Annotated in this window: 21 protein-coding genes and 1 riboswitch; of the genes, 18 read left to right on the top strand and 3 right to left on the bottom strand. The window is 69.9% G+C overall.

The features are described 5' to 3' along the window. Positions 1 to 6: 6 nt before the first annotated feature. Genes JVH1_RS05290 through JVH1_RS05270 form a run of 5 tightly spaced genes read left to right on the top strand, consistent with a single transcriptional unit; the run spans position 7 to position 2,805 of the window. Positions 7 to 510 carry a YbaB/EbfC family nucleoid-associated protein gene (locus tag JVH1_RS05290; protein ID WP_009479416.1) on the top strand — a complete coding sequence of 168 codons (504 nt, stop codon included), beginning with the start codon at positions 7 to 9 and terminating at the stop codon, positions 508 to 510. Further along, positions 507 to 821, top strand: a complete 315-nt coding sequence (locus JVH1_RS05285; protein WP_009479417.1) for a WXG100 family type VII secretion target — start codon at positions 507 to 509, stop codon at positions 819 to 821. The genes JVH1_RS05290 and JVH1_RS05285 overlap by 4 nt, the downstream gene beginning before the upstream one ends. Continuing rightward, positions 821 to 1,666 carry a hypothetical protein gene (locus JVH1_RS05280; protein ID WP_009479418.1) on the top strand — a complete coding sequence of 282 codons (846 nt, stop codon included), beginning with the start codon at positions 821 to 823 and terminating at the stop codon, positions 1,664 to 1,666. The genes JVH1_RS05285 and JVH1_RS05280 overlap by 1 nt, the downstream gene beginning before the upstream one ends. Next, the gene (locus JVH1_RS05275; protein WP_009479419.1) at positions 1,663 to 2,106 is read left to right on the top strand and encodes an RDD family protein; all 444 of its coding nucleotides are present in this window, start codon (positions 1,663 to 1,665) and stop codon (positions 2,104 to 2,106) included. The genes JVH1_RS05280 and JVH1_RS05275 overlap by 4 nt, the downstream gene beginning before the upstream one ends. Positions 2,107 to 2,145: 39 nt before the next feature. Then, positions 2,146 to 2,805: a response regulator transcription factor gene (locus JVH1_RS05270; protein ID WP_009479420.1), complete on the top strand. Its 660-nt coding sequence runs from the start codon at positions 2,146 to 2,148 to the stop codon at positions 2,803 to 2,805. A 12-nt stretch (positions 2,806 to 2,817) separates the two neighbouring features. Here JVH1_RS05270 and JVH1_RS05265 read toward each other — a convergent pair whose 3' ends face one another. Next, entirely contained in the window at positions 2,818 to 4,029 is a 1,212-nt protein-coding gene (locus tag JVH1_RS05265) for a serine/threonine-protein kinase (RefSeq protein ID WP_009479421.1), read from the bottom strand. Positions 4,030 to 4,240: 211 nt separating this feature from the next. Between JVH1_RS05265 and JVH1_RS05260 the strand changes: the two genes are divergently transcribed. From JVH1_RS05260 to JVH1_RS05220, 9 genes are all read left to right on the top strand, one after another. After that, complete coding sequence (locus JVH1_RS05260; RefSeq protein WP_029539466.1) at positions 4,241 to 5,080, top strand: hypothetical protein; 840 nt, start codon at positions 4,241 to 4,243, stop codon at positions 5,078 to 5,080. Then, on the top strand, positions 5,077 to 6,630 hold the full coding sequence (locus JVH1_RS05255; protein ID WP_009479424.1) for a DNA polymerase Y family protein: 1,554 nt from the start codon (positions 5,077 to 5,079) through the stop codon (positions 6,628 to 6,630). Before JVH1_RS05260 ends, JVH1_RS05255 begins: the two co-directional genes overlap by 4 nt. After that, positions 6,623 to 7,225 carry a dihydrofolate reductase family protein gene (locus tag JVH1_RS05250; RefSeq protein ID WP_009479425.1) on the top strand — a complete coding sequence of 201 codons (603 nt, stop codon included), beginning with the start codon at positions 6,623 to 6,625 and terminating at the stop codon, positions 7,223 to 7,225. Before JVH1_RS05255 ends, JVH1_RS05250 begins: the two co-directional genes overlap by 8 nt. A gap of 144 nt (positions 7,226 to 7,369) precedes the next feature. Beyond that, a complete protein-coding gene (locus JVH1_RS05245; RefSeq protein WP_011598190.1) occupies positions 7,370 to 7,753 on the top strand; it encodes a VOC family protein in 384 nt (127 codons plus the stop codon). Positions 7,754 to 7,781: 28 nt separating this feature from the next. Continuing rightward, positions 7,782 to 8,567 (top strand): alpha/beta fold hydrolase, encoded by a 786-nt coding sequence (locus JVH1_RS05240; protein WP_009479427.1) that lies wholly within the window; start codon positions 7,782 to 7,784, stop codon positions 8,565 to 8,567. Positions 8,568 to 8,719: 152 nt separating this feature from the next. Beyond that, positions 8,720 to 9,694: a R2-like ligand-binding oxidase gene (locus tag JVH1_RS05235; RefSeq protein ID WP_009479428.1), complete on the top strand. Its 975-nt coding sequence runs from the start codon at positions 8,720 to 8,722 to the stop codon at positions 9,692 to 9,694. A gap of 36 nt (positions 9,695 to 9,730) precedes the next feature. Continuing rightward, the gene (locus JVH1_RS05230; protein ID WP_009479429.1) at positions 9,731 to 10,243 is read left to right on the top strand and encodes a hypothetical protein; all 513 of its coding nucleotides are present in this window, start codon (positions 9,731 to 9,733) and stop codon (positions 10,241 to 10,243) included. A gap of 10 nt (positions 10,244 to 10,253) precedes the next feature. Next, positions 10,254 to 10,832: a YdeI family protein gene (locus JVH1_RS05225; RefSeq protein WP_009479430.1), complete on the top strand. Its 579-nt coding sequence runs from the start codon at positions 10,254 to 10,256 to the stop codon at positions 10,830 to 10,832. 29 nt (positions 10,833 to 10,861) lie between these two features. Then, positions 10,862 to 11,740 (top strand): sucrase ferredoxin, encoded by an 879-nt coding sequence (locus JVH1_RS05220; RefSeq protein WP_009479431.1) that lies wholly within the window; start codon positions 10,862 to 10,864, stop codon positions 11,738 to 11,740. 5 nt (positions 11,741 to 11,745) lie between these two features. Here JVH1_RS05220 and JVH1_RS05215 read toward each other — a convergent pair whose 3' ends face one another. Then, positions 11,746 to 13,740 (bottom strand): SDR family oxidoreductase, encoded by a 1,995-nt coding sequence (locus tag JVH1_RS05215; protein ID WP_009479432.1) that lies wholly within the window; start codon positions 13,738 to 13,740, stop codon positions 11,746 to 11,748. Positions 13,741 to 13,772: 32 nt separating this feature from the next. Next, positions 13,773 to 15,893, bottom strand: a complete 2,121-nt coding sequence (locus JVH1_RS05210; RefSeq protein WP_009479433.1) for an MMPL family transporter — start codon at positions 15,891 to 15,893, stop codon at positions 13,773 to 13,775. 100 nt (positions 15,894 to 15,993) lie between these two features. Then, positions 15,994 to 16,128: riboswitch (cobalamin riboswitch) on the top strand. A gap of 93 nt (positions 16,129 to 16,221) precedes the next feature. On the opposite strand from JVH1_RS05210, the gene JVH1_RS05205 reads away from it, so the two are divergent. Genes JVH1_RS05205 through JVH1_RS05190 form a run of 4 tightly spaced genes read left to right on the top strand, consistent with a single transcriptional unit; the run spans position 16,222 to position 19,808 of the window. Continuing rightward, entirely contained in the window at positions 16,222 to 17,217 is a 996-nt protein-coding gene (locus JVH1_RS05205) for an ABC transporter substrate-binding protein (RefSeq protein WP_009479434.1), read from the top strand. Then, a complete protein-coding gene (locus JVH1_RS05200) occupies positions 17,214 to 18,302 on the top strand; it encodes an iron ABC transporter permease (protein WP_009479435.1) in 1,089 nt (362 codons plus the stop codon). Before JVH1_RS05205 ends, JVH1_RS05200 begins: the two co-directional genes overlap by 4 nt. Next, positions 18,299 to 19,075 carry an ABC transporter ATP-binding protein gene (locus JVH1_RS05195; protein ID WP_009479436.1) on the top strand — a complete coding sequence of 259 codons (777 nt, stop codon included), beginning with the start codon at positions 18,299 to 18,301 and terminating at the stop codon, positions 19,073 to 19,075. Before JVH1_RS05200 ends, JVH1_RS05195 begins: the two co-directional genes overlap by 4 nt. Beyond that, the gene (locus JVH1_RS05190; RefSeq protein ID WP_009479437.1) at positions 19,068 to 19,808 is read left to right on the top strand and encodes a (2Fe-2S)-binding protein; all 741 of its coding nucleotides are present in this window, start codon (positions 19,068 to 19,070) and stop codon (positions 19,806 to 19,808) included. The genes JVH1_RS05195 and JVH1_RS05190 overlap by 8 nt, the downstream gene beginning before the upstream one ends. The last annotated feature ends 105 nt before the right edge of the window (positions 19,809 to 19,913 follow it).

The following is a 19,913-nucleotide window of genomic DNA, read 5'->3' as shown; positions in this document are numbered from 1 at the left end:
GATTTCATGTTCGACCGTGAGGGTCTGCGCGTGCGCGAGCACGAGTTGCAGGATCAGATCGATTCGATGCTGGCCGCGCTCGACCGGCAGACGCAGGAACTGCATGCCGCTCAGCAGCAGGTGGCGCAGCTGCGGGTGAGTGGGGCGTCCACAGACGGACTGGTGCAGGTGGTGGTGAACTCGGTGGGCGGCGTGGTGGACGTGCGCCTCGCGCCGGACGCGTTCCGGCGGTCCACCCCCGAGTCGCTGGGACGTGCGATGACCGAAGCCGCCCGGCGTGCGGGCGAGGCCGCGCACACCGAGTCGGTGCGCATCATGGGATCGATCGTGGCCGCGACCGAGACCCTGCCGGATCTGCCGGACCTCGTCCCCGGCGCTCCGAGCCTGCGGAACTTCCTCCCGCGCCTCGAGCCCGAAGTCGGTAGCGTCCCGGCCGATCGGGAACCGGACCCGGACGATCCCGACGACGCGCGGTGGAATCGGCCGGTCCTGCGGGACGGGTGGCAGTGAGCGCGCAGCTGTGGGTGGACCCGGCGCATCTGCGCAGCGTCGCACCCCGATTCGACGCACTGTCGCAGCGGATGGCAGCGGTCGCCGCCACACTGCACTCGACCCTCGAGGCCGAGGGTGAATGCTGGGGCGGCGACGAGACCGGGACGACGTTCGCGAGCGGGTATCTGCCGTCCGCGGACGCGGCCGGGCAGTCGCTGGGGTTCGCCGTCGGGGCGCTGGCCGCGCTCGGATCCAGACTCGGAAGCACCGCCGACTCGTTCGATGACACCGACCGCGGCACCGCATCCAGCCTCGCCGGGCTGTTCTGATGGGCATCGAGGTTCCGGGCAGTGTCCGGTGGTTGGCGGAGAAGGTCGTCGGGGCGGACTGGCCCGACGCGGACGAAACGGCGATGGAGCGGCTCGGGCAGGGGTGGAAGGACGCCGGTGCCTCGCTCGACGACATCATCGAGGAGGCCGACGCCGCGATGCGGTCGGCCATGTCCGGGGTGAGTGGTGACGTCGACACCGCGATGGCGCAGCACTGGGCGCGGATCGGTGCGGACGGGGCACTACGCGAGTTGTCGGGGTTGCTCCACGAACTGGGCGACACCCTCGACTGGTCGGCCGATGACATCCGGGTCGCGAAACTGTCGATCATCGCGGCCCTGGTGGCACTGGCGGCCGAACTCGTCGCGGTCGCGGTGGCCAGCGCGATGACGTTCGGCGCGGCGAGCCCGGCCGCGTTCGCGGCGGAAGCGGCCACACAGGTCACCGTCCGGATGATCATCCGGCAGCTGATCACCTCGATCCTCACCCGCGCCGCGACGGGCGCGGCGGCCGGCGCCGGAGCCCAGGCGGTCCTCGAGGCTGCGTTTCAGAAGTACGAGATACACGTGGGTCGGCGCGACAGCATGGATTGGGGCAACGTTGCAGAGGCGGGCGGCAAGGGTGCGGTTCAGGGAGGCGTGAAGGGGGCGGTCAACGGCGCGTTCGGGCTGAAGTTCACCGACCCTCGTTCTCAGTTCGGGGGCATGCTCGGCTCCTACGTGCAGGAGGAGACGGTCGGCACACCGCGGTTCAGCGGCGCCGTCGTCGACGAGGTGCTGGACCGGACCGGACTCGACGACGACGTCCGGCGTGCCCGCGACGAGATCGACGGGCGTCTGCCGTGAACGGGGCCGACAGCCGGCTGCGGGTCCGGCCCGCCGGTCACCTCCGGCGTGGTGTCGCCCTGGTGCTGGACCTCGTGTTGCACGCACTCGTCGGGGCCGTGGTCGGGGTCGTCGTCTACATCGTGCAGACGGCCGGACAGTCGGTGCCGCCGAACGCGGCGGAGGGAACGGCGGGGTTCGCGGTGATACCGGCGTGGCTCGTGTTCTCGTTCGTCCACCGGACCGCGATTCAGGCGCGATTCCATGCGACGTTCGGCAAGTGGATGACGGGTCTCTGCGTCGTGCGGCCGGAGGACGGAACGTGGCCGAGCTTCGGATATCTGGTGAAGGCCTGGTTCCGCAGTGCCGGTGCGGCTCTCCAATCGGATACCGCCACCGACGGGGAAGACGGGATGCCGGCGGTGGTGCGGCGACAGAGCGAATCATTCGACACGCTCTAGAGTGGGGTGACACTACCGCCCACGCGAGGAACAGCTGCAGTGACTTTGCCTGAAACACCCCCGTACCGTGTCTTTCTCGTCGATGATCATGCCGTTTTCCGTTCCGGGGTCCGCGCCGAACTCGGCAGGGAAGCGGACATGGAGGTGGTGGGCGAGGCGGGCGGTGTCGCGGAGGCGGTGGCCGGGATCAACGCCACCTCGCCGCACGTCGTGCTGCTCGACGTCCACATGCCCGACGGCGGCGGTGTCGCCGTGCTGCGGGGCATCGAGTCGGGTCCGGTGTGCCTGGCACTGAGCGTGTCCGACGCCGCCGAGGATGTGATCGCCGTGATCCGTGCCGGGGCACGCGGGTACGTCACCAAGACGATCTCGGGCGCGGAACTGGCCGACGGCGTGCGCCGGGTCGCCGGCGGTGACGCCGTGTTCAGCCCGAGGCTCGCGGGATTCGTGCTGGACTCCTTCACCGGGCGTTCCAATGCTCCTGAGCCGCAGCTGGATCCGGAGCTGGATTCGCTGACGCCGCGGGAGCTGGAAGTGCTGCGGCTGCTCGCGCGGGGGTACACGTACCGCGAGATCGCCGAGGAACTGGTGATCTCGGTGAAGACGGTCGAAACGCATGCGTCGAACGTGCTGCGGAAGACGCAGCAGTCCAACCGGAATGCGCTCACGAGGTGGGCGCACCGCCGGCGGATCGACTGACCTCCCGGGGTGTCAGGGCTGGGCGAGGAGGACGATCACGGCCACGAGCACGGCCAGGATCAGGATCGCGACCATGACACCCATGGCGATCGGCGCCCACGCCACCACCTGATCGCGGACGGTGGGGGCCGGCGAACCGGGAGCGGGTTTCGTCGGGCGCGGCGGCCACTGCAACCGGCCGAGCGGACGCGGCACGTTCTTGAGCGGGGTGCTCTGAGGCACGGCGGGCAGACCGGCCTGGGTGGAACTCACCAGCTTGCTGCGCCGGCGTGAGTCGGGCAACGGGGTCGAACGGTGTGCCCACGCCGGGATGGTGCCGTCTGCGGAATAGACGGGCGAGCCGACGAGGTGCGCGACGTTCCCGTCCCCGGACATGGCCACCCGGGCCAGGGCGTCGCGGGCCTCGGCCATCGTCGGACGACGCGCCGGGTCCGGCTCGAGCAGGTGCAGCAGCGTGTCGGTGAGCGGTCCGGCCTTACTGGGACGGTAGATCTCGGCCTTCGCGACCCGGTGCAGGAGTGCGATGGAATCGGAGTCGATCCCGAACGGCGGCTGGCCCTCGACGACGGTGTACAGCGTGGAACCGAGCGAGAAGACGTCGCTGGCCTCGGTGGGGTCCTGACCGCGGGCGACCTCGGGGGAGAAGTACGCGGGTGTGCCGGTGATGACCCCGTTCGTGGTGTCGGCGGAGTCGCCCTTGGCGCGGGCGATGCCGAAGTCGCTGATCTTGACGGTGCCGAGTTCGCGGCCGCGGTCGGCGACGAGGATGTTGCCCGGCTTGATGTCCCGGTGCACGATCCCGGCGGCGTGGGCGGCGGTGAGCGCGTCGGCCACCTGCGCGCCGATCTGGGCGACCTCGAGCGGGGGCAGTGTGTCGGCGATGTTCATCGCCTGGGCGAGGCTGCGGGACGGCAGGTACTCCATGACCAGCCAGGGCTCGCCTGCCTCGAGCGCGACGTCGTACATCGCGATGGAATGGCTGTGGGTGAGTTTGGCGGCGTTGCGACCTTCCCGCATGGTGCGTTCGCGGACACGACGGGCCTCGTCGGGGTCGAGTCCGGCCGTCGTGGTGACCTGTTTGATGGCGACGTCGCGGTGCAGCAGGGTGTCCCGTGCGAGCCAGACCGCGCCCATTCCACCGCCGCCCAGTTTGGACCGCAGGCGGTACCTTCCGGCCACCAGGTATTCGGGTCCGATGCCCCTTTCGCTCTGCTCCTGCTCCATCACGCGTTCAGGTTAGAGGATTGCGCGGACACGGGATGCGCGACGGTCCTGACCTGGCCGTTCGGGGTCCACTTGACGGGCCTCCACCGACCGGCTTTACTTGAAATGAGTTCGAAAATACGTTCGAACAAAGCGTCTGTTCGAGCCGCGTCTTCCCCGTGGTTGCCGACCGCTGTTGGTGCCGAGTGTCAGGGGTGTCGAGTTGGCTGAAGTGGCCGGCGAGCCGGGGTTTCCGGTGCCGGGGACTCCCGAGTTGTCCGGGCTGTCCCGGCAGGAGCGTCTGGACTACCTCCGACGACGGATGGCCGCTGTTCCCGCGCGCGGTGAATCGGTGGCGAGCCGCGCCCCGGTGGAGAGTGCGCTCCCCACGACGGGCACGTCCGCAGCGCCCGATTCCCATGCCGCCGGGGTGCTTCCGGTTCCGGCTGCGCTGGCCGAGCTCCTTCCCCGAGGCGGGCTGGTGCGCGGTTCGGTGGTGTCGGTGTCGGGTGCCACCTCGCTCCTGCTGGGTTTGGTCGCGTCCGTGACCGCGGGCGGCGGACACGTCGCGGTGATCGGACATCCCCGGCTCGGGGTGCTGGCAGCGGTCGAGATGGGGGCGCAGCTGGAACGGCTGGCCCTGATCCCCGATCCGGGCGCCGATCCGGTGGAGATCGCCGCGGTGCTCCTGGACGGAATGGATCTGGTGGTGCTCGGACTGGGTGGGGCGTCGGTGGCGCCGTCCCGGGCGCGTGCGGTGGTGGCCCGGGCCCGGAGCAAGGGGTCGACCCTGGTCGTCACGGACGGGCACTGGGACGGCGCGGAGATGCGGCTGGAAGCCCGGGTGCACGGTTACGCCGGACTGGGCAACGGATCTCAGGACCGGGGATGCGGGCGGTTGCGTTCCCTCAGCCTGGCGGTGTGCGCCCGGGGGCGGTCGTTCCAGCCGCGCACCACCCGGTTGGACGTGCGGTCGGCGCAGGGCCGGGTGGAATGGGTGAGCGCACCGGAACCGGTGGCGCCCCTCGAGGTCGCCCCCTTCCCGGCGCCGGTGGAGGTGGTGGGTCTGTGAGCCGGGTGCTGGCGTTGTGGTGCCCCGACTGGCCCGCGGTCGCGGCGGCCGCTGCCGCGGACCTCCCGCCGACTCACCCGGTGGCGGTGACGTCGGGCAATCGGGTGATCGCCTGCTCGGCACCGGCCCGCGCGGACGGGGTGCGCAGAGGCCTGCGCCGCCGCGAGGCCCAGGCCCGGTGCCCCCGGTTGCACGTGGTGACCGCCGATCCCGACCGCGACGCGCGGCTGTTCGAGCCGGTCGCCTCGGCCGTCGACGCGGTGGCGCCCGGTGTCGAGGTGCTGCGACCCGGTCTGGTGGTGCTGTCCGCTCGCGGTGTCGCCCGGTACTTCGGTTCGGAGGAAGCCGCCGCGGAGCGGTTGGTGGACCAGGTGTCGGCGGTGGGGGTGGAGTGCCAGGTCGGCATCGCCGATCAGCTGTCCACGGCCGTGATCGCCGCGCGCAGAGCAACTCTCGTGCCGCCCGGTGAGGGGACGGCCTTCCTGGCGCCGCTCCCGATGCGGGAACTGGCCGCCGAGCCGAGCCTCGCGGCACCCCATCGCGGTGAGCTGGTCGATCTGCTGCACCGGCTCGGGTTGCGCACGATCGGCAGTTTCGCCGCGCTGTCGGCGGGCGATGTGGCGTCGCGGTTCGGAACCGATGCGGTGCTGGCGCATCGCGCTGCGCGGAGTGAACCGGAGCGTCCGCCGTCGGGCCGGTCGCTGCCTCCCGACCTGGAGGTCGAGGAACGGTGCGATCCCGTCATCGAACGGGTCGACGCCGCCGCCTTCGCGGGGCGTGCGCTGGCGGAGAAGCTTCATCGCACACTGTCGGACGCCGCGGTGGCCTGCACCCGGCTGTCGATTTCGGCGAGCACCGGCAACGGTGAGCAACTGTCCCGAATCTGGAGGTGCGCGGAACCGTTGACGCCGGAGGCGACGGCGGACCGGGTGCGGTGGCAGCTGGACGGGTGGCTGACCGGGCGCAGCGAGAAGCGGCCCACCGCCGGTATCGCCGTCCTGCGGCTCGAACCGGTGGAAGTGGTGGCCGCCGGCGCCCTGCAGCTGGGACTGTGGGGTGGGGTCGGCGACCGGGACGAGCGGGCCCGGCGGGCTCTGGTGCGGGTGCAGGGTCTGCTCGGCGGGGAAGCCGTGCAGGTGGGTGTCCTCAGCGGTGGGCGGGGCCCGGCGGAGCGCATCACGTTGCTGCCGTTGGGCGACGAGCTGATTCCGCGCAACGATCCGTCGGAGCCGTGGCCGGGCACGTTGCCGGAACCGGCGCCTGCCGCGGTGCTGACCGCGTATCCGGAGGTGTGGATGTCGGACGAGCGGGGTATGGCTGTGACGGTCACGGAACGGGGTGTGTTCAGCGCGCCTCCCGCGCGGTTGCGGTGGGGGAGCCGAGAGTGGGCGGTGTGCGGATGGGCCGGACCGTGGCCGGTGGACGAGCGGTGGTGGGACCCTCCGGCCGCCCGGACGGCGGCCCGGGCCCAGGTGCTGCTGGAAGAGTCGCGGGCGCTGCTGGTGATCTGCACGGCAGGCCGCTGGTCGGTGGAGGGAATCTATGAGTGACACGGAGCGGGACGCACCGCACCGCAGGATCGTCGTCCAGGAATTGACGAGCCTCGACGGGTTCGTCGCCGGACGGTCCGGCGAGCTGGACTTCTTCGATGCGGTGCCGGATTACGGTGAGGTGGACCGATACAACCTCCGTCTGCTCGCCGACACGGACCTCGCCCTGCTCGGGCGAAAGACGTATCAGATGTTCTCGGACTACTGGCCCACCGAACAGGCGCAGGGTGAGGTCGTGGCCGAGGCCGTCAACTCGATCCCGAAACTCGTGTTCTCCTCGACGCTGGACAGCGCCCCGTGGGGGGATCGGGAGCCGGCGCAGCTGTGGCCGGGCGACGCCGTCGAGCGGGTGCAGCACCTCCGGCAGGAGCCCGGTGGCGACATGATCGTCTGGGGGAGCATCACCCTCGCGCGGGCACTGCTCGCCGCCGAGCGGGTCGACGAAATCCAGTTGCACGTGGTGCCGATCCTGCTGGGGCACGGCCGCAGGCTCCTCGACGAGGACACCGGGATGCATGCGCTGACGTTGCTGGAGTCGAAGGGGTACGACTCCGGGGTGGTCACGTTGCGTTATCGGGTGGGACGGGCGGCGTAACCCACCCGGCGACCTGTCTTGCGAACCGACCGTTCGAAATGCTTTGCTGTGCAGAGGGTCGCGTGCCGGTGGCGGACAGCGTCAGGCATGGAGGCCGGCCACGGCCGCATCGTCGGGTCGTGGCATACCTCGAAAGGGTCGACTGTGACCATTTCTTTCAACCACACGATTGTCGCTGCCAAGAACAAGCAGGAGTCGGCGACATTCTTCACCACGTTGTTCGGACTGCCGGACGCCGTGCCTGCCGGCCATTTCCTGGCGGTCGCCCTCGACAACGGGGTGTCTCTCGACTTCGCGGAACCGCCGGTCGAATTCCCGCCGCAGCATTATGCGTTCCTCGTCGGTGAGGACGACTTCGACCGGATCTACGGTCTGATCGTCGAGTGGGGGCTCGATCACTGGGCGGATCCGCGGCAGACGCTGCCGGGCACCATCAACACCAACGACGGCGGGCGGGGCGTCTACTTCCTCGACCCGTCCGGTCACTATCTGGAGATCATCACCCGCCCGTACGGGTCGGGCGGGTAGTCCGTGGCGGTCGCTAGTCTGGATTCTCGTGGAGACGAGCAGGACTACCCCGACGCGCGCCGGTATCGAGATCGCCTACCGGGACAGCGGCGAGTCCTCGGTGCCGGGGACGTCGGGCGTCCATCCCGTGCCGGTGGTTCTGGTGCACGGGATGGGCGGTGACGGCGGCACCTGGGACCGCTTCGCCCGCGCACTCGTCGCCCGCGGGCGCCGCGTCCTCGTCGTGGATCTGCGGGGGCACGGTCGCAGTGCCCGCGCCGCGTCGTACCTTTTCGAGGAGTTCGGCGCCGACGTGGTGGAGGTGTGCGACAACCTCGGGCTGACGCGGGTGGATCTCGTCGGGCATTCGCTCGGTGGTCATGCGGCGTCGCTCGCGGCCCAGACCCGGCCCGGGCTGGTTCGCCGGCTGGTGATCGAGGAGGCCCCGCTCCCGTTGCGTCCCGGTGACCCGGAACAGGTTTTCGCGAATCGGCTGCCGTCGCTGCCGGAACTGTGGCACGCGACGACGAGCCTGATCCGGCATCCGCGGGCCGCGTTCGCGTTCGACCGGTCGATGACGGGCTCGGCGCTCGAGCAGTTCCGCCGCCCGGATCCGTTGTGGTGGGACAGATTGCCGGACATCGAGGCCGACACGCTCATCCTGCGGGGCGGTCTGGGCGGAATGGTGGATCCGCGCAGACTCGAGTCCGCAGTGGCGGCGATACCGAACTGCCGGGTGGTGGTGTTCCGTAGCGGGCACAGCATTCACCGCGACCGTTACGACGACTTCGCGGCGGCGGTCCTGCCGTTCTTGACGAAGCTCGAGACGAGCTGACAAAAAGTCCCGAAATGTAAACCGCGACGGCGTCGACAGGACTAGCGTGGGAACCGAAGCGGGGGCTCGGAACGGGCCGGTTGTCACGATGAGCACCCCGAAGCCGCGGGGCGTCCGACGACGTCTTCCGCACGTCCGGAAGAAGGCCAACGATGTCGACACTCACGCCTGGACGCCCCTATGCGCCCGGCAGGCAAGGGTTCAGCTCGCTCCGCGCCGGGGGCCTCAACTGGGACGCGTTCCCGTTGCGGCTGTTCACGAAGGGCAACGCCAAGTTCTGGAATCCCACGGACCTCGACTTCAGCCGGGACGCGGAGGACTGGGAGGGGCTGAACTCGGAGCAACAGCGCAACTCCACGTATCTGGTCGCACAGTTCATCGCCGGTGAGGAAGCGGTCACCGAGGACATCCAGCCGTTCATGAAGGCGATGGCCGCCGAGGGGCGTTTCGGGGACGAGATGTATCTGACGCAGTTCTGTTTCGAGGAGGCCAAGCACACCCAGGTGTTCCGGTTGTGGATGGACGCGGTGGGCCTGACACGCGACCTGCATCCCTTCGTCGCCGAGAACCCGTATTACCGGCAATTGTTCTACGAGGAGCTGCCGGGATCGCTGAAGGTGCTCGAGACCGATCCCAGTCCGGTCAATCAGGTGCGGGCCAGCGTCACCTACAACCATGTCATCGAGGGCAGTCTCGCACTCACCGGGTACTACGCCTGGCAGAAGGTGTGCACGACGCGCGGGATCCTGCCGGGCATGCAGGAACTCGTCCGCAGGATCGGCGACGACGAACGACGCCACATGGCGTGGGGGACGTTCACCTGTCGCCGGCACGTGGCCGCCGACGACAGCAACTGGGGTGTCGTCCAGGAGCGGATGGCGGAGCTGATGCCGTTGGCACTGGGCATGATCGACTGGGTCAACAAGCAATTCGAGGTCCAGCCGTACGGGCTCGACGACCAGGAGTTCATCGCGTACGCCGCGGACCGGGCGCAGCGCCGGCTGGGGGCGATCGAGTCTGCGCGGGGCCGCCCGGTCGAGGAGATCGATCTGGACTATTCACCGGAGGCCCTCGAGGAGAAGTTCGGCGAGGAGGACGCCAAGGCGATGTCCGAGGCCGCCGGCTGAGGCACGCGTCGCGGTGGGAGATGGCAGGATCGGCTCATGGCGCTCACCGCACTCGACCGCAGACTCCTCGGCTGGTCTGCAGCATTCGTGATCTCGCAGGCGAACATCATCCGGCTGCTCGGCCCGGTGGCACCCCGGCTCGCCGATATCCAGACCGCCCGGTCCGCCCGGTCCTACACGGCGATCCTCGACGGAATGTCCGCCGCCGACAGGGCGCGCTACCGCAGCCACTACTACCCGGACTTCGTCCATCCCGTGATCTACGCGGTCGCGTTGCGCACGGGCGCACTACGTCTGGCGGAGCTGACACCACTCTCGGCGAGAACGCAGAAAGTGCTGGCGGCGGCCCCGGTGATCTCTGCGGCAGGCGACTACGCCGAGAACGTCGTCGGGCTGTATCTGCTGTCTCATCGCGAGCACATCACAGACGCGACCGTGCGCACCACCAGTGCGGTCAGCGTCACCAAATGGGTGCTGGCGCTCGGGACGCTCGGATATCTGTCCCAGGGATTCGTCCGGGTCTGGGCGGGAAAGCTGTTCTCCCGCTAGATTCGGGCACATGTGTGCTGCCGAGCTCAGCGTCGAGTACTTCTCCGGGCAGGCCGAGTTCCGGGAGTGGCTCGGCGCTCATCACGACTCCTCACCGGGCATCTGGCTGAAGATGGCCAAGAAGGGGTCGGCGCATTCGTCGATCAACTACGACCAGGCTCTCGAGGTCGCGCTGTGCTACGGCTGGATCGACAGCCAGGTCCGCCGCGTCGACGACGACTTCTTCGTGCAGCGGTTCACCCCGCGGTCGTCGCGGAGTCCGTGGTCGAAGCGGAACCGGGAGTTCGCGGAGAAACTCGCCGAGGCCGGTCTCCTCGAGCCCGCGGGCGCGGCGGAGGTGGAGCGGGCCAGGGCCGACGGCCGCTGGGACCGCGCGTACGCGGGACAGAAGGCGGCGGCGATACCGCAGGACTTCCTGGACGCCCTCGCGCAGAACCCCGAGGCCGAGGCCTTCTACGCGACGCTCGACAGCCACAACCGGTACGCCGTCTACTACCGCCTGCAGGACGCCACCCGCCCGGAGACACGTGCCCGCCGCATCGAGAAGTTCGTCCAGCAGTTGTCGGAGCGCAGGAAGTTCCATGAGTGATCGATTTTCGCGGCTGACACAATGGCACCGTGCCTGACACGATCACCGCCACCTGCTCCGCTCTGTCCGCGACCGACGAACCTCTCGCGGGCACCGCTGCGCATGTCGCGGGCTGGGTGTGCCTGGAGTTCCCGGGTGCGTGGGGCCGGGACGTGCTCGACGGCACCGCGCTCGGACCGGATCTGGCCCGTGAGCTCGACGCCCGCGCCGACGCGGCCGGGGTGCGGGTCATGTTCATCCGCCGGCCGGGCCGCAGCACCGCGGACCCGGATCGGCGGACGGTGCTGCTGGCGCAGTCGCACCCCACGCGGTCGTGGTGCGAGCGGCTCGAGATCGCCTTTCCGGAAGACCTGCTCGACCTGGACCTCGGGCTGATCGCGGGGACCGCGCCCGGTCTGGGCACACCGGTGACGGACCCGGTCGTGCTGGTGTGCGCGCACGGGAAAAGGGATCAGTGCTGCGCCGTCCTCGGGCGGCCGGTCGCGGCCGGCCTGGCCGCGGAGTTCGGGGACGCGGTGTGGGAGTGCTCGCACACGGGTGGGCACCGGTTCGCTCCCTCGCTGATCCTGCTGCCGACGGGTTACACCTACGGCCGGTTGTCGACGCAGGAGAGTGTCGACGCGGTCCGCGCCGCCGCCCGGGGCGAGGTGTACCCGACCGGGCTGCGCGGCCGCAGTTGCTGGGACGCGCCGGGGCAGGTGGCGGAACTGGCCGTCCGCGATTTCGTGGACGCGGCCGCGGACGAGCTCACGGTGGACGCGAATTCGGTTGTCGCGCATCGCGACGGACGCCGTTGGGTGGTCGACCTGGAGCAGCGGGAGCTGCCGCCCCGGCCGGCGAGTTGCGGGGCGGCGCCGAAGCCGGTGCGACCCGTCGTCGCCACCGGAGTTCGCGCCCTCGCCCCCTGACTCGGTCACCAGTGGGTGCCGGGCACCAGCCTTCCGACCTTCCGGGCCGCGCGGCCGAGCACCGACGACGTGTGGTGCCTGGGTTCCGGTGTGTGCTGAGGTGCCGGCGCCGCGTCGTCCGTGCTCTGCCCCTTCGCCGCCGGGGAATCGGGGAACATGCGATACATCTGGTGCATCACGCGATCCTTGACGGCGGGTGCGAAGACGTGGCCGAGTTCCCCGAGCGTGCCGGTCGGGACGTCGATGCGCTTGGGGCGTTCGATCAGCGCCCGGACGACCATTGCCGCCGCCTTCTCCGGGGAGGTGATCGGTCCGATGTTGTACCGGCCGGTGGGCGCGATCATCGGCGTCTCGACGAGTGGCATGTGGATGGTGGTGAACGTGATTCCGTCCGAGAGGGTTTCGGACGCCGCGACGTCGGTGAAGCCGTCGAGGGCCGACTTGCTGGCGACGTAGGCGGCGAACCGCGGCGTCGCGCCCTGGACCCCGGCGCTGCTGATGTTGACGATGTGCCCGAACCGCCGCTCGCGCATCTGCGGGAGGAAGGCGAGGACGAGCCGGACCGCGCCGAAGTAGTTGACGGCCATGGTCCGCTCGAAATCGTGGAGCCGGTCCGTGGAGTGGTAGAGGCCCCGCCGGATCGACCTGCCGGCGTTGTTGACGAGCATGTCGACGTGATCGTGTTCGGCGAGAACGGCTTTGACGGTGTGCTCGACCGACTCGTCGTCGGTGATGTCGCAGGGGTAGCCGTAGGCGTCGCCGCCCGCCGCGCGGATCTCGGCCACCACGGCGTCGAGTTCCTCGGTGCGCCGGGCGAGGAGAATGACCTTCGCGCCCTTGCGGGCCGTCGCGATCGCGGAACTCCGGCCGATGCCGGACGACGCCCCGGTGATCACCACGTGCCTGCCCACGAGCGGTCCGGCCGGGTGGGGCCTGCGCGCTCGGTCCGGGTCGAGGTTCTCGCGCCAGTACGACCACAGCCTGTCGGCGTACGACGCGAACCGCGGGACGTCGATGCCTGTGCCGCGCAGCGCCTCCCGGGTGTCGTCGTTCACGAACACCGTGGGCAGTGTCATGTTCTCGACGAGCACGGGCGGGATGCCGAGGGCGCCGAGCACCACTTTGCGGCCCGTGTCGAGGGCCGAGTCGGGGGTGGGAGTGAGGAAGGGGCGGACGAGTCCGCCGGGTAGTCCGGCCGCGGGATGCGGTGCACCGGCGGCCTCGGCGAGCGCGGCGTAGATCTCGCGGACCGGCTGGGGGCGCGGATTGACGAGATGGAACGTCCGGCCGTCCCGTCCCGGTGCCGACATCAACTCCACGATGGCCGCGGCCACGTAGTCGACGGGGACGACGTTGGTCGATCCGATCCGCGGGACAGCCACGGGCAGGGCCGCGGGGAGTTTCGCGAGCGCCGCGATGGCGGGGAAGAGGTAGTACGGGCCGTCGATCTTGTCCATCTCGCCGGTGACCGAACTGCCGACCACCGCGGAGGGGCGGTAGATGCGCCACCGCAGGCCGTCGGCCTCCCGGACCAGCTTCTCCGCCTCGAACTTGGTGCGGTGATACGGGGTGGGGAAACCCTGCCCGAGATCGAAATCGGTTTCCCTGAACGGACCTTCGTGATCCCCCGCGACGGCGATGGACGAGACGTGGTGCAGCGTCGCATCCAATTCCCGGGCCAGTGCGATCACCGAGCGGGTGCCGTCGACGTTCGTGGTGGCCTGTTCGTCGCCCGCCGTGAGGTCGTAGATCGCGCCGAGGTGCAGGACGTGGTCGGCCGCCGGCGCCGAGGTGAGTCCGAGGCCGGGCTCGGTCAGGTCGCCGATCAGCGGATGCACGCGTTCGCCGCACGGCATGCCGTCGACGAGCGCCTCCCACCGCGCGACGGACGAGCGCCGGACGAGGACGTGGATCTCGGCTGATTCATCGCGGTCGAGGATCAGGGGCAGCACGTGCCGACCCAGGAAGCCGGTTCCGCCGGTGACGAGGTAGGTGGCCATGACCCGAACTTACTCCAAAGTAAGATAATGCACTAGTGGCCCAGACCCACCTTGGCGTGCACCTTCTTCATCCAGGCCGGAGCCCACCAGTTGGCCTCGCCCATCAGCTTCACGAGGGACGGAACGAGGAGCATGCGAACCACCGTCGCGTCGACGAGGAGCGCGACGATCATCCCCACACCGAGGAACCGCATGATCGACAGACCGGAGATGGTGAACGCTCCGGTCACCACCACGAGCAGCAGCGCCGCGGCCGTCACGATGCGGCCCGTGCGCTCGGTGCCGAAGCGCACCGCCTCTTCCGTGGTCGCGCCTGCCTCGTGCGCCTCGACCATCCGTGACATCAGGAACACCTCGTAATCGGTCGACAGGCCGAAGACCACGGCGAGGATGAGGACCACGAACGTCGCCTCGAGCGGTGCCGGACTGACCCCGAGCAGACTCGCGCCGTTGCCCAGCTCGAAGATCCACGTGAGCACACCGAACGTGGCGGCGAGGCTCAGCCCCGCCATCGCGACCGCCTTGATCGGCAGCACCACCGAACCGAACGCCAGGAACAGCAGCACGAGCGTCGACCCCACCATGATCGCGATCATCACCGGCATCCAGTGCACGATCGCCGCGTTCCCGTCGTCGACGGTCGCCTGGCCGCCGCCGACGAGGAGTTCGGTTCCCTCGGGTGGCGTGATGGCGCGGAGACCATCGACCGCCGCGCTCTGGTCGTCGGTGGTGACACCCTCGGAGTAGACGGCCTGGACGGCGACCAGTTCGTTGCCGGACGCGACGACGGTGGCCGCCCCGATGCCCTCCACCTGGCCGGCGGCCTGGGCAACCGCGGCACCGTCGGCCGCGGTCGGGGCGGTGCCGTCGGTGCCCCGGAGAATGAGGGTGGCGCCGTTTCCGGTGGTCGGAAATTCGGTGGTGAGAGTGTCGGTGGCGATGCGGGCGGGGTCGTTCTCCGGCAGCGCCGTGTACGTGACCTCGCCGAGCGACGCGCTGAGCAGGGGCGAGGCGAGGACCAGCAGCCCCGCGACGATGCCGACCGCGATGGCGACCGGCCGCCGCATCACCCAGGTGACGACGGAGCCCCAGAACTTGCGGGCGCGAACCTCCCCACGCTGCGAAGCGTCCTTGTGCCAGGTCAGTGCGTTGATGCGATGCCCCAGGATCGCGAGCAGCGCCGGAACCGCGGTGAGCGACAGCAGCGCCGCGCTCGCGACCGCGGCCATCGCACCGAACCCCAGAGACTTGATCACGTCCTGCGGAAACACGAGCATGCCCGAGAAGGCGCACACGAGAAGCAGACCGGAGAACAGCACGGTGCGGCCCGCGGTCAGCACGGTGCGCCGGGTCGCCTCGGCGACGTCGGCGCCGGACTCGAGTTCCTCGCGGAAACGTCCGACGACGAACAGGCCGTAGTCGATCGCGAGCCCCAGGCCGAGCAGGGACGCCACGTTGATCGCGAACGAGCTGACATCGGTGAACAGGGTCAGCAGGCGCAGGGTGGCCAGGGCACTGAAGATCGAGAGCAGCCCGACGAACACCGGAACGGCCGCGGCCACCAGTCCGCCGAAGATGAAGACCAGCAGCACGAGAGTGATCGGGAGCGCGATCGCCTCGGCCAGCACCAGGTCCTGTTGCAGCCGGTTGTTGAACGCCACACCCACCACCGAATTGCCCGCGAACTCGGTGTCGATGCCCTCCACCTCGAGCCTCGGCAGCAGGTCGTCGAACGTGGCGGCCGTGATCCCGGCGTCCGGGTCGACGGTGATCGCGGCCGACGCCTTGGTGCCGTCCTCCGACACCATCAGCTGCTTCCTCGCCGCGTCCGCGGTCCAGTACGACGTCACCGAATACGTCGGCACCTCGGCGGCGAACCGGTCGAGACTCGCGGTCACCTCGGGGCCGATGTCGTCCAGGGTCTTCCCGTCGGGTGCGGTGTAGATCGCGATGATGTCCGGTGTCTGCGGACCCAGGTTGTCCTGGACGATCCGGGCCACCTCCGCGGATTCGCTACCGGGATCGGTGAACCCGCCCGAGCTGAGTTTCGCGAAGACACCGGTGCCCCACAGGCCGCTCACCAGAACGGCGACGACGGCGAGGCTCAGGACCCACCATTTGCGTGAAACAACGGTCGAGGCCCAACGTGTCATGCGTCATCTCCGGCGTGTCGGGGGCGGGCAGCTGCGACTGCCGACTGTAGTGCGGATCGGGGTGTCACCGACGGGGGTGTGATGCGGCTCCCGGCAAATCGTGCATACTCGGCATCGCACTTGCAGCCACACGCACGGGGGAAGCCGGTCCGAATCCGGCGCTGACCCGCAACGGTAGGCCACCAGATCCTTTCGGTGGCGAGCCCGATTACCCGGCGTGGGGTGTGCGACATCCTTTTCGTCGTGGTCTACGAAGCGGAGTCCTGCAGGCGCCGCACCGGCGTCTGCTGACTTCTCATTCGTGGCTCTGAGCCGCAATGAGGTTTACATGCACGGTCAGTTGTTCAGAAGTACCGGTCTGGTCACGCTCGCGGTGGCCGCGCTGGTGGTCGCCGGCTGTTCGCGCGGGGAGTCCGTGGGGCAGACCGCTTCCGCCGAATCCTTCGCCGAGCCGGTGTCCGTCACCAACTGCGATCGAACGGAGACGTTCGACGCCCCGCCCCAGCGCATCGTCAGCATGAACGATCACGTCACCGAGGTGCTGATCGAGATGGGGGCCGGCGACCGCATCGTCGGCACAGGGTACGGCGACGCGACCCCGCTGCCGGAGTTCGCGGACTCCTTCGGGAAGATCCCGAAACTCGCGAAGGAGTACCCGACCCGGGAGCAGATCCTCGACCTCGACCCCGACCTGGTGGTCGGCGGAATGCGGAGCGCATTCGACGAGAAGGAGGGGCGGTCGCGTGAATCCCTCGGCGACCAGGGCATTCCCACGTTCCTGTTCTCCGAGTACTGCGGGCACGGCTTCCCGGACATCGGTTTGCTGCGCAGCGACTACCAGCAGCTCGGCGAGATCCTCGGAGTCCCGGACCGGGCGCGGGCGATCACCGACCGGGTGACGTCCGGGTTGCAGGCCGTGCGCGACGAGATCGCGGGCGCCGCCCCGGTTCCGACGTTCTTCTACGATTCCGGCGAGGACGTCCCGCTGACGATCGGCGGTGTGGGAGTCGGCCAGCTCATCGCGGACCACGCGGGCGCGGCCAACCTCTTCGCCGAGGGCGAGAAGCCGTATTCGAAGTCCACCTGGGAGATCATCGGTGAACGCGCCCCGGAGGCGATCGTCGTCCTCGACTACGGCACGACGAGTGCGCGGGCGAAGATCGACTTCCTGAAGTCGCACCCGATCATGTCGACGACACCCGCCGTGAAGGCCGGCCGCTTCGTGGTGGTGCCGCTCGACGACTTCTTCGAGAGCCCGCGCCTGGTGCGGTCGGTGGAGACGATCGCGCGGGCACTGCATCCGGACGTCGTCGGCGCGCGATGACCGTTACCGCAGCACGCGCGGCACCGCCGGCGCAGGCACCGCACCCGGCCCGCGCACGCCTCGGTTTCGCGGGCCTGATGGTGGCGCTCGCGCTGACGACCCTGTTCGTCGTCGGCCTCGCGGTGTCGTTCGGTTCCGTGCGCATCCCGGTCGGCGACGTGTGGGCGATCGTCGCGCACCGCGTGGCCCCCGGCGCATTCGAGTCCTGGTGGTCACAGGCGCGGGAGTCGATCGTCCTCGACTCCCGGCTGCCGAGGGCGCTGACCGCGGCAGCCGTCGGTGCGGCGCTGGCCCTGGCAGGCGCCGTGGCGCAGGCGGTGACCCGCAATCCACTGGCCGACCCCTATCTGCTCGGCGTGTCCTCGGGTGCCGGTTTCGGCGTGGTGGTGGTGACGGTGCTCGGGCTCGGGGTGGGAGCGCTCGGCGCGTTCACCGTCCCCGTCGCGGCGTTCCTGGGCGCGATGGTGCCGCTGTTCCTGTCGCTGGCGATCGGCGGACGGTATCCGCAGCCGACGGCCGTCATCCTCGTGGGGGTCGCCTCGGCGCAGGTGTTCTCGGCCCTCATCACGTTCTCGATCCTGGTCGTCGCGGACGAGCATCAACTGAGTTCGGTGATGCACTGGCTGGCGGGCGGTTTCGGCGACTCGCGCTGGTCGACGGCGATCTTCCCGGCCGTGGCACTCGCGACGGTCGGGGCTGCGATGATGCTGAGCGCGAGCCGAATCGACCTGCTGCAGGCGGGAGACGACGGCGCCGCCGCCCTCGGCATGCACGTGCGACGCTTCCGCGTCGTGCAGTTGCTCGGTGTGTCGATGCTGGCCGGGGCCGCCGTGTCCGTCGCAGGCGGCATCGGCTTCATCGGTCTGCTGGTGCCGCACCTGGCCGGGTACGTCGTGGGCGCCCGGGCGGTCAGGCTGCTGCCCGTCGCCGCATTCCTCGGCGCGATCGCGATGGTCGCGGCGGACACGGCCGCGCGGTCGGTCGCGCACAGCATCGAGGTCCCGGTGGGCGTCGTCACCGCGCTCGTGGGAGCGCCGATCTTCGTGTGGATGCTCTACCGGCAGTATCGGAGGGCCGAACAGTGACCGCGCTGAGCCTGCAACGTGTCCGCGCCGAACTCGGGTCGCGGGAAGTGCTGCACGGCATCGACTTCTCCGTGCGCCCCGGGGAGGTGCTGGCGTTGGTCGGGCCCAACGGTTCCGGCAAGACCACCGCGCTGCGCTGCTGCTACCGCGCGCTCACCCCGACCGGGGGCGCCGTCGTCGTCGACGGAACGGACACCGCCGATCTGGGCCGGCGGGAACTGGCCCGCACGATCGGGGCGAGCACCCAGGAGCCGCGGGTGTCCGCGGGACTGACCGTGCGCGAATCCGTTTCGCTCGGACGCATCCCGCACCGGGGCTGGTTCGAGCGGGCGACCGGCGCCGACGGTGAGATCGTCGAGACGTGCATACGTCAGGTCGGGCTGGCCGAACTCGCGGGTCGCGACGTCCAGGCGCTGTCGGGTGGGGAGCGTCAACGGGTGTCGATCGCCCGGGCGCTCGCGCAGCAGCCGAGAGTCCTGCTGCTCGACGAACCCACCAACCACCTCGACCTGCGGCATCAGCTGACGGTGATGAACCTGCTGCGTGACCTCGCGTGCGACGGTCTGGCGATCGTCGTGACCATGCACGACCTCCGGCTGGCCGTCGAGTTCTGCGACACGCTGGCCGTGATGCACGATGGACGGGTGATCAGCACCGGTCCGCCCGCCGACGTGCTGGACGACACCGTGCTCGGCGGGGTGTTCGGCATCCGCGCCGTCGTGCGGTCGGCGCCGCGGCTGTCGATGGAGATCCTGGGGTTGGCCGATGGATGAGCAACTGCGGCGTGCGTACGAGCTGACCGCCCGCCGCGTCCCGATGATCGCCGACCAGATCGGGCAACCCGGAGCCTCCTCGTTCCCGGCCGTGCGCCTGACCGATCCCGGCTGGCTCGCGGACCGCGTCGCGGACACGCGGCGGTGGGGCAGCGACGATCCCCGGGTCAACGGCACCCTGTGGTGGTACTCGGCCAGCTCGACACTGACCGGGATTCCGATCGCGACCGCGCTCGTCACCGGGGTCGCCGCCCGGCCTCGGCTCGTCGACGCCGTGGCATTCCTGCGGGACGACGGGTATCTCGGCGGCCTGACCGCGTCGTCGGCACTGCCGGTCACCGAGGGGCTGTCCGAGCTGGCGTCCGAGCTGGCCGCGGCGCTGACGCCGATCATCGACGCTCTCGCCGCGGCGTCCGGGGTGCGGCAGGCGGCGATGTGGGCGATCACGACGGATTCGATCGCCAACCGGGCACTCGACGCGGGAACGGCGTGCGGCGATCGCGAACGCGGCAGCATCTTCGCCCGGGGGCTGGTGGACGCACTCCGCCGCGTCGGTGCGGTGCTGCCGGACCCGCGGTTCGTCGAGGTCCGGGCCGGGGCACTGTCACGCCGGTTCACGCAGCGGGCGTCGTGCTGCTTGATCTACGAGACCCCCGGGTCGGGCAAGTGTGTGAGCTGCCCGAGGAGGCCGGCCGAGGACCGTCTGCGAGGTCTGGCCGCGCTCGTGACGTGAGTCCGGGTGGCCCGCGTTGACCGGTCTGCGGGTGTGATGGCAGACTGACAGCGTTCGAACTCCCGTTCGAATGATGCGTCTTCCCCAGCGGCATCTTCCATGGTT

Origin of the sequence: Rhodococcus sp. JVH1, from assembly GCF_000280725.2 — a bacterium.
Classification (GTDB): domain Bacteria; phylum Actinomycetota; class Actinomycetes; order Mycobacteriales; family Mycobacteriaceae; genus Rhodococcus_F; species Rhodococcus_F jostii_A.
This window is presented reverse-complemented; position numbering and strand designations above follow the sequence as displayed.